The 9,779-nt window shown below is 36.1% G+C and carries 13 protein-coding genes and 1 pseudogene; 12 read left to right on the top strand and 2 right to left on the bottom strand.

The features are described from left to right. The first annotated feature begins 215 nt into the window (after positions 1-215). From M3226_RS25625 to M3226_RS32860, 6 genes are all read left to right on the top strand, one after another. A complete protein-coding gene (locus tag M3226_RS25625) occupies positions 216-677 on the top strand; it encodes a hypothetical protein (RefSeq protein WP_251571518.1) in 462 nt (153 codons plus the stop codon). Positions 678-830: 153 nt separating this feature from the next. Continuing rightward, positions 831-1,001, top strand: coding sequence for a hypothetical protein (locus tag M3226_RS25620; RefSeq protein ID WP_251571516.1), 171 nt, complete (start codon positions 831-833; stop codon positions 999-1,001). Positions 1,002-1,211: 210 nt separating this feature from the next. Further along, positions 1,212-1,592: a hypothetical protein gene (locus M3226_RS25615; protein WP_251571515.1), complete on the top strand. Its 381-nt coding sequence runs from the start codon at positions 1,212-1,214 to the stop codon at positions 1,590-1,592. Positions 1,593-1,822: 230 nt separating this feature from the next. Further along, positions 1,823-2,176: a universal stress protein gene (locus M3226_RS25610; protein ID WP_251571512.1), complete on the top strand. Its 354-nt coding sequence runs from the start codon at positions 1,823-1,825 to the stop codon at positions 2,174-2,176. Then, positions 2,148-2,234, top strand: coding sequence for a universal stress protein (locus M3226_RS25605; RefSeq protein WP_251571527.1), 87 nt, complete (start codon positions 2,148-2,150; stop codon positions 2,232-2,234). Before M3226_RS25610 ends, M3226_RS25605 begins: the two co-directional genes overlap by 29 nt. A gap of 375 nt (positions 2,235-2,609) precedes the next feature. Next, positions 2,610-2,693, top strand: a complete 84-nt coding sequence (locus M3226_RS32860) for a putative holin-like toxin (RefSeq protein WP_374110691.1) — start codon at positions 2,610-2,612, stop codon at positions 2,691-2,693. Between the two features lie 514 nt (positions 2,694-3,207). Here M3226_RS32860 and M3226_RS25600 read toward each other — a convergent pair. Further along, positions 3,208-4,308, bottom strand: coding sequence for a DUF4236 domain-containing protein (locus M3226_RS25600; RefSeq protein WP_251571510.1), 1,101 nt, complete (start codon positions 4,306-4,308; stop codon positions 3,208-3,210). Between the two features lie 303 nt (positions 4,309-4,611). Here M3226_RS25600 and M3226_RS25595 point away from each other — a divergent pair, with 303 nt between their 5' ends. From M3226_RS25595 to M3226_RS25575, 5 genes and pseudogenes are all read left to right on the top strand, one after another. Beyond that, a complete protein-coding gene (locus M3226_RS25595) occupies positions 4,612-5,943 on the top strand; it encodes a hypothetical protein (protein WP_251571508.1) in 1,332 nt (443 codons plus the stop codon). A 372-nt stretch (positions 5,944-6,315) separates the two neighbouring features. Then, on the top strand, positions 6,316-7,140 hold the full coding sequence (locus M3226_RS25590) for an STAS domain-containing protein (RefSeq protein WP_251571506.1): 825 nt from the start codon (positions 6,316-6,318) through the stop codon (positions 7,138-7,140). A gap of 240 nt (positions 7,141-7,380) precedes the next feature. Continuing rightward, positions 7,381-7,710: a DUF1904 family protein gene (locus tag M3226_RS25585; RefSeq protein ID WP_251571505.1), complete on the top strand. Its 330-nt coding sequence runs from the start codon at positions 7,381-7,383 to the stop codon at positions 7,708-7,710. Between the two features lie 136 nt (positions 7,711-7,846). Then, positions 7,847-8,026, top strand: coding sequence for an H-type small acid-soluble spore protein (locus M3226_RS25580; protein WP_098533597.1), 180 nt, complete (start codon positions 7,847-7,849; stop codon positions 8,024-8,026). Between the two features lie 272 nt (positions 8,027-8,298). Then, a pseudogene (locus M3226_RS25575) lies at positions 8,299-9,069 on the top strand (cyclase family protein). 46 nt (positions 9,070-9,115) lie between these two features. Here M3226_RS25575 and M3226_RS25570 read toward each other — a convergent pair. Continuing rightward, entirely contained in the window at positions 9,116-9,418 is a 303-nt protein-coding gene (locus M3226_RS25570) for an EthD family reductase (RefSeq protein WP_251571503.1), read from the bottom strand. Positions 9,419-9,617: 199 nt separating this feature from the next. Here M3226_RS25570 and M3226_RS32350 point away from each other — a divergent pair, with 199 nt between their 5' ends. Further along, complete coding sequence (locus M3226_RS32350) at positions 9,618-9,743, top strand: hypothetical protein (RefSeq protein ID WP_285857994.1); 126 nt, start codon at positions 9,618-9,620, stop codon at positions 9,741-9,743. The last annotated feature ends 36 nt before the right edge of the window (positions 9,744-9,779 follow it).

The following is a 9,779-nucleotide window of genomic DNA, read 5'->3' as shown; positions in this document are numbered from 1 at the left end:
ACACAAGAAGTGTATAAGATCCGGATAAATATACGTCAATATATTCGAGTTGATGCCCCTTTTTAGGGGTTTTCTTTTCGTTATTTTTAAGCTGAAATAATTTGATTAAGATTTTTCACAATCTGAATTAAAATGAAAAAACAAGCAAATTATTTCAGATTTTTTTCTGGACTAAAGTGAAAATGAATAACTGAAATATTGTGCTCGTTTACAGGATGTCCTTAAAGGAAATCCTGTCTGCTGATATCCATTTACGAGAGCATGAGGAGAAGAATGACACAACTTATGAAAAAATAAAACAACATATCAAACATTTTGAAGACAAAGAAATAAATATCCAATGGAGAAGCTTGCTTACAGAAGTGGCTTATTGGAGAAAAGCCAACCAGATTCACAATTGGTTTGTCGTGCATGTGTCAAATGGATTAGATGAATGCGGAACATATGAAATAACGAAGGAAAGTATTCAAGAACTACATAACCTATGTATTAGGATTCTTTCTAAAAAAATACCACCTCAAAAAGTACTTCCTACGAAATCTGGCTTTTATTTTGGCAGCACCGATTATGATCATTTCTATTTTTATGAAATAAAACGAACCGCATCCATTTTCGAAGAAATCCTCAAGAACCTCCCATTTGATACCCATTACTTAGTTTACAACTTTTCATGGTAGTCACTTTTTTTAACCTTCCAACATTTTTCTAATAATACATGTCAAAAAAGTACTTCTAAGTCTATTTAAAAGGTGTTAAAAAAGTAGTAATACAATGAGTTTCCAAAAACTTAGTTAACTTGTTATAATATAAAAACTTTGGAGGTAATGATCATGAATAATGAATTAAAAGAAACATTACGTTCCGTTTTAAGAGAAGAATTACAACCAATTAATAAACGTCTGTATAATATCGAACCAAGTCTAGAAGCACTTGGAACACGTCAGGGTAAAATTGAACCAAGTCTATATAAAGCATTTTACATTGTACTGGAAATCGGATAATGTTTTGGTAATAATAGAGCGGAGGTACGTTATGGAAGAAACATTCAATAAAATTCTTTCAGAACTGCAGCATATAGGTGCTGGTCAAAAGGAATTAATCAGCCGTACAAGTAATTTAGAAAAGGGTAAAAGGAATTAATAGGTCGGACAGATAAAATAGAAAAAGGACAAGAGGAATTAATTACAAGTAATAAACAATTAACCAATCGAATGGAAAATGTTGAGAAGGGCCAAAAGGAGTTAATCAGCCGCACAGATAAATTAGAAAAGGGTCAACAAGAGATAATCAGCCGCACAGATAATTTAGAAAAGGGCAAACAAGAGATAATCAGCCGCACAGATAATTTAGAGAAGGGCCAAAAGGAGTTAATCAGCCGCACAGATAATTTAGAAAAGGGCCAAAAGGTGTTAATCAACCGCACAGTTAATTTGGATCAGGGCCAAAAGGTGTTAATAGGTCGCTCAGATAAATTAGAAAAAGGCCAAGAAGAATTAATTACAGGTCATAAACAATTAATGGATCAATTGGAAAATGTTGAGAAGGGCCAACAAGAAATAATAGATATGTTAAACACACCGCTACACTCATGACTGAGAATTTTACAACTATCCGAAGAGACATGTGAGAACATTGGCATTTGAGGTTAATTCAGATGTAGAACTTTTATTTAAAGAAATGGCAGAAGTAAAAAGAAAAGTGAATAAATTGGAACAGAAATAAGTTCAATAGGCTAGGGGGGATTATTTCACCACATAGTCGCCCATAGAGGGTACCGCCTATTACAAGAGGATAGCATATTTTGTTTAATGGAGATGTTCATATGTTTAATCGCATTCTTGTGGCAATCGATGGTTCTAAGATGAGTGAAAAAGCTTTAATGGCGGCGTTGGATATAGCGAAGGAACGAAACTCGATCATTTGCGAGATCCATGTTGAAAAGAATTTGAAAATTTCCGAAGGGATGCCGAATGCAATAATCGATCGTCTTTTTACAGAACAAATCAATGAGAGCGAAAATTTATTAAAACCTGCTATTACACTTGCAGAAAAGGAAGGGATCGAAATAGAAGTCCAATCTGTGGTGGGCGAACCAGCTATTCAAATCGTCAAAAAAGGCAGAGGAAGGGAATTATCAAATCATCGTCATGGGCTGCAGAGGATTGGGAAACATTAAAGGCTTAATGCTTGGAAGTGTCAGTCAATCGCATTGTCCGGTTTCGATGATTAAATAAAACTTCTCTGACGAAACAAGACCGGACATGTTTCTGCATATTCGGTCTTATTTAATTTATTGATTTTTTATGCTTTCTTAAGTACAAATGATATAAATCTGCTGAAAAAATAATGAGCCCTTATCAAAGTAAGTAGCTAGCTAAAGAAAAAAGTAGGATTCGACAATTCTGGATTAAAGAAAGAAAAGTGATATAAAAATGAGTAGTTTTATTAGAAACTCATTTACTAGTTAATAATCAATAAATAAAAAGAAACTTCAATAAAAAGAACATAAGTTCTCTTTTTATTTGGATTATGATAAACTATAGATGTAATAGAATAGGATTTCTCAAGGGTGGTCGGCACACTCCCTGATAGAAAGGGGGTGATGCTGGATGACAGTTTATGAATCATTAATGTTTGCAATTGGTTTTGCGGGCTTAATCGTAACCATACTGTCGTTTAAATCAAAAAAATAATCCACCCTTGAGTTAAGAGGCTCTGGTGGATTATTCCCTCATTAGCCGATCCCCTTTGAGGGAACCGTCTATTGCTGACCGGACATGTAGCAGCATGTTCGGTTTTTATTAATTTATTCATTATTTAATTTTATTATAACTTATAACATATTGAACGCCAAATTTTTAAAATAATTTATTCATTTATCCAAACTCCATTTAAACAAAAACAATTCATGCCTGGGTAATCGGTTCGAGTGGAATAAACGAAATGGTCATCCGATATCGAAAACATGAAGGCATTTTAATTTCCTTTCAACTCATACTATTAACTTGATGCTGTTGTACAAACAATGGTGGCGAAAATACCATGGTTATCCATTAATAGTTTAAGGTGTTCTGACAAAAAGTTTGTTTAGTGCCTTCCTGTATTAGGGGTCTCAATCAAGTGGATTGTCCACTCATTTTATTGGATAATAAAATTCGATATGAGCTAAGAAAGAAATTTATATTGTTAATAAATGTATGAGAAAAATTAATCAATGGTTAATCTATCTACCTCACTAAAACCCGCTGTCTTCTTAAATTTCATATTATGAATGAAATTTTGCAGGGCGTCCGAACAGTCGATATTGTCAAAATTCAATCTGTTTAATGTCCTTTTTTCTATTTTTACAGAAAGGATGGTTATCTTTCTAAAATGGCCGGTTGTGGTATCCATAATCGTCTCCGTTGCATGGATATATACGGTGTCCAATGGCAGCAGCGCAAACATATCCCTGGCAATCCTTAATATACAACTGCAGACATAGTCCTGTTGGATATCGAAGTATTTGCCTTTTGGCATCTGTTTTGTGGATAACTTTCCTGTTTTTGTTAATGATAGTTGTTCCTTAGGTACAACTGTATCACTGTGGACGTCAAATTCTATTTCCATCGTCTTTGGATCTTCTGCGAAGAACTCGAAGCCGCTTCCAAATTCAAGTAAGTCATCTAATGGATTGAATTCTTGGATGACTTCGAAGTAGTTATCAATATCCCCTTCTATGACCTTAGTGGCTATTCGAACGTCCCTTTCCCAGGAACGGTATTCGATTTCATCTTTTTGTCGTGCTTCCATTACTTCACTTTTGAGTTTTTCCAATTCCTTATCCGACTGTCTGAATAATTTCGAGATCAGATTCGGTTTATAATTATCCAACTTTTCTAATGCTGCCTGTTCATGGAAACCAATTTGTCCTTCATTCTTAGAATAGGGCGGGTTCGCACTCCTGACCTGGATCCAATTGATCGGTTCATCTGCTTCCTTATGAATGGAATGAACTCTTTCCAATTTATTTTCATAGTAATCAACCGCTAAGGCTGCTTGTTCCAGGTCATTTAATCGATCCATTTCTTTCTGTCTTGCTTGTATTTCTCTTTGCCGATTATAAGCTGGGGTATTTCGTTTCCTGCCTCCTGAAGTGGTATAGTAAATCCCCGTGTTTGGAATGCTTGCCGTCACCCGGCTGCCGGTTCTTGAATTCACACTATAGCGTAAACCTTTGATACCTGCACTCAAACCAACACTTTTCGAACCAACATTCAATCGAACTCCTGGAGCAATCTTGAAACTCTTTCTAAACCCGAATCCCATTCCTTTCCCTCCTTATTTACAAATTATAACAAAATAATCTATTGGGAAGAAGTGTTTAAAAAGAATCATAATGGCTTGGTTCATGAAGGAAAAGGGGGTTTGAAGTGTTAAATTTGTAACAAAATAAAAGAAGGATTTATAAAAATGGAAAGCTTCTATTATGAATAACAAGATTTAGTGGCATCATGACGATGAAGCATGTCTGCAAAAGTTGAAGGAATGAAGAAGGTACTTTTTCATCTTTTAATGTGCGTTCAGATTAAATGATGATTGGAATTATAAATAGTTAGGGTGAAATAACACATGGGGTTACAAAAATGGTTGAGGATCGTCTTACCTGAAATTCAACTAATTGACTTTATCCAAAAGGAAGGGTTTAGAGGGAAGAAACAAAGAACAGCTTTGGGAAGGCAAACAATGGCTGGAGTAAGTAGTAGTATCCCTAGCGGGTCAAACATACCTGGGCCGCATCATGCTGGCATTCCTCAATCCAGTGGTGCTATAAAGGAAGCGGCCCGAGATGTTACATTGGGTATTAAAAATTTAACCTTGAACCGGTCAAATGAAGAACTTGATCACTTATTTAATGAAATTAAGCATACTTTAAATAGCCATGTATTGGGACAAGGACGATACATTGATGACTTACTTGTGTGTTTTAAAAAGTCATTTTTAGCAAGAGATAAAGGCAGCATTCAAAACACGATCTTACTTTGTGGTCCCTCTGGAACAGGAAAAAATTTAAGTTTGAATATCATGATTAATGAACTGTACAAGAAAAAACTGACACCGTATAAAAGTTATTCTACGATGGACTTAAGTCAATACGGCGAAAAAGATATACATACCAACTTTATTGTGGATTGTTCAGCATTATTTAGCTATGGAATTGGTACAGTTTGCTTTACAGGGGTTGAAAAGGCTCATTCAGTGGTTATTAGTTATGTGACAAAGCTGTTTCGGGATGGTTATTTTCGAACGCCGGAAGGAATTGTGGTCAGTGCTTCCGATTATTTTTTAATACTCTATATGGATGCGGAAGTTAATTTAAACCAAGCTGGGCACCAAATTCCAGTATCCATTGCGGATAAGGTGCCTCCTGGTTTACTGAGGGAGATTCAATCCTTTTCTTATACAGAACCATTAACTGTCGATTCTCTGCGTACCATTTTACATACGCAGCTTCATAAAGCGTCTGCCACATTACAAAGACAGGCACAATTAAATATTCAATTTGATCCAAACGTTTATTCGGTATTAGCCGAAAGACTTTTAGCTACCAAAAAATATGGTGAAGCAGTCCACGATCTTGTGGAAAATAACTTTTATTCAGTGTTATTAGATGCTCGGGCAAGAGGTAAACTCTCAAGCAGCAGCAATATCCTTGTAAAAATGGAGGATCATGAATTTTTTGCGGAGGCCGATAAGGTAAGAATTTTACTAAAAACCATCTCGATTATTAAAGAAGAAACATTAGAAGATATTCTAAATGAACTGAATAGTCTTGTTGGTTTGGATTCTGTAAAAACCTTTGTCCATGAACTGCTGCAAACGGTTAAATTACAAAAACAACGTGAAGCACTTGGTGGAAAAATAACACCAATGGCCTTACATATTAGGAGGAACAATTCATGAAGAAAAGCATCAAATTCATTGCTGCAATTTTTCTTCATTGGTATTTGGACTGACTATACCTAATTTGGATTATGTAATACGAATAGTATTATTTTCCTAGGAGGGTTTTTTATGTAATGGTTGTAAAAAAATTGGGCGAATAAAAGTTTAGAATCTATAAAAGGCGGATTTAAGGGACGGAGAGGGGAGTATCGCTTTTATACATAGGGATGACAAAAGAGCGAAGGAATATCTAAGATTGTCTTATTTTTATTAATCATATAATTATAGCTTATTTCGATACTAGTAATTTCTAAGCTTTATTTTACGAACAAACTTACGGGATATTATAAGGTATAATAGCAATAGAAGGGAAGAAGGAGGTTTTACGAAATGAGATTAGATAAAATAGCTGCCTATTTCACGGACAATTCTTCTTTAGTGGCATTACAAATTGTTGAAGGTGTTCTTCATAGGATGAATTTAGTGATTTCCGAAGGAGAAAAGCAACAAGCAATTGTCATGTACATAAAATTTTTTCAGTATTTAGGGAAGTCAATTTTGGAGGATAAAGAGGATATTCCTGAGGAACTTTTAGTATGGAGTAAACAAAATGCAGAACATCAAGTCACTTCAGGAGGGAAAATATCCGAGATCGCGGTTAGGTATCCGCCCACTAGAGCAGTCTTTGCTGATCTTATCACCAAACTAAGTGACGACTTTGACATTTCATTAAGGGAATGGACAACTATTATTACAAGGTTTAATTCAATGCTTGATATCAGCTTAAACGAAACCATTTTAGCATTTGAAAAGCTTTCAGAAAGATACAAGGAAAAGACGAAGAAAGAATTGGCGGAACGGTCGGCGCCTGTCGTTTTGATTCAGGAGGCTGTTGCCGTGTTGCCATTAGTTGGTGAAATAGATTCTTATAGAGCAAGTTATATTGTAGAACGGGTAGTTCCTTCTATCTCCGATCTGCAATTACAATATATTATTATTGACTATTCTGGCATTTTACATCTGAATCAAGAAATTGCAAGATACTTGAAAGAGATTGGAGATAGTCTAGTTTTGTTAGGTATCGATGTTATTGTTACCGGGATGCGTCCTGAACTAGCCATGACTGTTGTAAATAGTGGAATGGACATGTCTGGCTATAAAACATTTATCCATGTCAAGCGTGCGTTAGATTGGATTAATTCAAAAATAGATTAGTACCCAAAACTAATCGCAGCTGAACTGTCTATTATCTCAAAAAAATAATCCGCCCTTGAGTTCGCTGGCTCAGGTGGATTCTCCTTCCTAGTCGGCAGCCCCTTAGGCGAACCGTCTATTCAAGCCCGGTCTTTTTTAATTTATTCATAATAAGTAAAATGCAAAAAATGCGGACATGATGTAGCTAGGGTGATTGATCAGAGAACATCATATCTATAAAGACTTCTGGAGGAAAATAAAATGCCCCAATTAATATTTAAAGGAATTTCGGTCAATCAAGTGAAAAAAATCAGTACCCGGTTAGTAAAAGAACTAGCAGATCTTTGTGAATGTGATACTGATAATTTCACGTTAGAAATTCCTCAATCAACATTTGTATTTAATGACAATGAAGTTCAGGGATTTCCATTTATTGAGGTGAAATGGTTTGAACGAGGCCAGGAATTACAAGATCAATTTGCCAAAATTATCACAAAGCACGTCCATTCAGTAAATATTACTGAAGTGGAAGTTGCCTTTAGTGTCTTTTTGGAGGCGGCCTATTATTTAAATGGAAAAAATTTCGCATAGGGCTATGGTATTCTCTATTACATAGTCATTTAGGATTTGTTATAAGACTTATTTTTTTACCCCTTTTTAAGATGAATACAAAACAGGTATTAGACAAATACTGTTCCCTGAAAGAGCTGGAAGGGTGGTGAAGTTTTTGAAGGTACAAAGGGCACATGAAATTTTAAATGCTTCCGCTATGATCAACGTTACGTATAAGGATGTACCTGTTTTCATTGAAAATGTGGACAGAGGTCAAGAAATGGCGGTCATTCATCCTGTTGGAGAACCGGACAATAAACAAAGTATTCCAGTATCAGAATTAATAGAGCAATAAAATCGATAAAATTTAAGAAATGTAAAAGTACTCATTTGAGACACCGCGCTTTTTGGTGTCTTTTATTTTTGCTTCTTTGAGGTGTCTACTCCTCTCATAGTAAATATTAGGTCTTTATTTTAAGTGGTTGAATAGGGGTGGTGTTACAGAGAGAACTAGATTTTTCAGAAGAAAACCGGAATAGATTCTATGATTTGTTCGTAAATTTTAAAAAGTCCAATAACTCATAAAAGAGGTTTACTACCATGATCATTGAAAAAGGGGATTGAAAAATGAATCGAACGAATCTGCGTATCATTGATTTAAGTGTCCCGATGGACAACCAAGCCAAGGAGCCATTTCCTCCTGAAATCGTCTATGAAACACATGAACAGGGAGCCCAACAAGCGGCACAGGTTTTATGCCTGAAACCAAGCGATTTTCCTGACAATGCAGCCTGGGCGGTCGAAACGGTTACGTTAACTACTCATACCGGAACGCATGTAGACGCACCTTGGCACTATGCGGCACATACAGCGGGACAACCTTCCAGAACCATTGATGAACTCCCTCTAGAATGGTTCTATGGTCATGGAGTGCTATTTGATTTTAGCGATAAGCCCTCCGGATATGAGATTGAGGTAGAAGACTTTTAAAAACAACTAGAGGAAATGGAGTATCAACTACAGCCATTTGGTATTATCCTGGTAAGAACAGATGCTGATAAAAAGTATTATCAGGACAATTATGCGGCTGTTCATGCAGGTGTTTCGGCGGAAGCGACAAGATGGCTGATTCACAAGGGAATTAAGGTGATGGGAACGGACGGCTGGGGATGGGATATTCCCTTGTATAAACAAGCAGAGGATTATAAAAGGAACCCACGAGAAGGTGTTCTTTGGGCCGCGCATTATGTTGGAAAAGAATCGGAGTATTGTCAAATTGAAAAACTAGCAAACTTAGAATTGCTTCCAAAAAGAACTGGTTTTACTGTTGCGGTTTTTCCTATTAAAATCAAAGGTGCCAGTGCTGGTTGGGCTAGGCCTGTGGCGATTTTTGTGTAAAGAGGAAAGGCGGGGAAAATCCCTGCCTTTTCATTTACTATGATGTTCAATCCGTAATCACAATAACAGGCGGTTTCGGCAGAAACTCTGACAAGTTTTGAACGTCGCCTCGAACTTTACATCCAATATCGGAAGCCAGAGATTCTTGAAGAAGCTCTATATTTTCGTATTCAAGTTCAGTAACTATATATAAGTTTTCCATGGTGTAATTAGTTCCCACCACTTTTTGAATTGATAATTTTTTCAGGTGAGGAAGTTTTTCACCCATTGGAATATGTACCCCAAAATAATATTTGTCAAATTCTTCTTGATTACTAGGCGTGCTGATGATCGCATGAACCTTCGCCAAAAAGACCCACTCCTTCCGTCAGGATGTTTCTATTCAACTTATGCGGCGAACTATGGTATCATCAACTTTTTGTTTCGACAGAACTTCTTTTCATTCCTCAAAACCTCTCATTTTTTTTCAAAGGGAAATTTAGCTTCCCTAAGGAATTAATAGTACGTATTTCATTTTTTTAGCGGGGAGTTGGCAGGGTGAAAAAGAGATGGAAAATGAGCTTAATGGGCGGAATGGCTTAGCATTAATATTATCTGCTGCTGCAACTAATTCCGTTCCAAACGTTCAAGCCAAAAAGGAGAATGCGTCTATTCAATTTAATACGGCTTATTAGGGTGTTAAGCTGCCAGAAGAAGTGATTGCGGCCGCA

The sequence above is a fragment of the Neobacillus cucumis genome, assembly GCF_023715505.1.
This window is presented reverse-complemented; position numbering and strand designations above follow the sequence as displayed.

Bases quoted from the DNA above. Each gene is read 5' to 3' on its own strand.
- M3226_RS25625 (WP_251571518.1), top strand. From the start codon at position 216: ATGTCCTTAAAGGAAATCCTGTCTGCTGATATCCATTTACGAGAGCAT.
- M3226_RS25620 (WP_251571516.1), top strand. From the start codon at position 831: ATGAATAATGAATTAAAAGAAACATTACGTTCCGTTTTAAGAGAAGAA.
- M3226_RS25615 (WP_251571515.1), top strand. From the start codon at position 1,212: ATGGAAAATGTTGAGAAGGGCCAAAAGGAGTTAATCAGCCGCACAGAT.
- M3226_RS25610 (WP_251571512.1), top strand. From the start codon at position 1,823: ATGTTTAATCGCATTCTTGTGGCAATCGATGGTTCTAAGATGAGTGAA.
- M3226_RS25605 (WP_251571527.1), top strand. From the start codon at position 2,148: ATGGGCTGCAGAGGATTGGGAAACATTAAAGGCTTAATGCTTGGAAGT.
- M3226_RS32860 (WP_374110691.1), top strand. From the start codon at position 2,610: ATGACAGTTTATGAATCATTAATGTTTGCAATTGGTTTTGCGGGCTTA.
- M3226_RS25600 (WP_251571510.1), bottom strand. From the start codon at position 4,308: ATGGGATTCGGGTTTAGAAAGAGTTTCAAGATTGCTCCAGGAGTTCGA.
- M3226_RS25595 (WP_251571508.1), top strand. From the start codon at position 4,612: ATGGGGTTACAAAAATGGTTGAGGATCGTCTTACCTGAAATTCAACTA.
- M3226_RS25590 (WP_251571506.1), top strand. From the start codon at position 6,316: ATGAGATTAGATAAAATAGCTGCCTATTTCACGGACAATTCTTCTTTA.
- M3226_RS25585 (WP_251571505.1), top strand. From the start codon at position 7,381: ATGCCCCAATTAATATTTAAAGGAATTTCGGTCAATCAAGTGAAAAAA.
- M3226_RS32350 (WP_285857994.1), top strand. From the start codon at position 9,618: ATGGAAAATGAGCTTAATGGGCGGAATGGCTTAGCATTAATATTATCT.